Annotated in this window: 1 protein-coding gene; it reads left to right on the top strand. The window is 58.3% G+C overall.

Annotated elements, in window-relative coordinates; genetic code table 11:
• Positions 1-298: 298 nt before the first annotated feature.
• Positions 299-504 (top strand): JAB domain-containing protein (locus tag KNP94_RS15815; protein ID WP_215115965.1); only part of this gene is annotated, 206 nt, incomplete at its 3' end.

The raw sequence follows: 504 nt of genomic DNA, 5'->3' as shown, positions 1-504 counted from the left end.
CCCGCTCTGTCTGATGGAAAGAGACCGCAAGCCGTCCTGTTTCCGTACTCTAGCTCGCTCCTCGTCGGCGCAAGGGTCATCAAAAAAAGCCGCTGCCGTTCCTTGTCTTCCTCCGCGTTTTGGCTCAAAGCAAAGCTTTTCGCTCGCGGGCTTCGGAAGCCTTCGTCCCGGTGCGCTGTCCGCTTTTTTTGATCTTTCCCTGCGGTCACCCTTGCGCCGTCTCGCGACGCTCGCTACGTTCCCGTCAACAGGACGGCACCGTGTCGGACTGCATCCCACTCGCGAAAGGAGCTTTTCCATGAAACTGACTACACTCGTTGAAATCACCCGTATCCGCCAAGAGGTCCGTGAACCGGACGTCGCGCTCGAGACGACACACATCACGTCCCCAGAGGACGCGTTCTGTGTCGCGAGACGCTTCATCCAGGACGATGACCGTGAGGTGTTCCTCGTCATCCTACTCAATACGAAGAACCGCGTCATTGCCGTCCATCGGGCACACGT

The sequence above is a fragment of the Exiguobacterium sp. s80 genome, from assembly GCF_018618725.1.
Lineage (GTDB): Bacteria > Bacillota > Bacilli > Exiguobacteriales > Exiguobacteriaceae > Exiguobacterium_A > Exiguobacterium_A oxidotolerans.
This window is presented reverse-complemented; position numbering and strand designations above follow the sequence as displayed.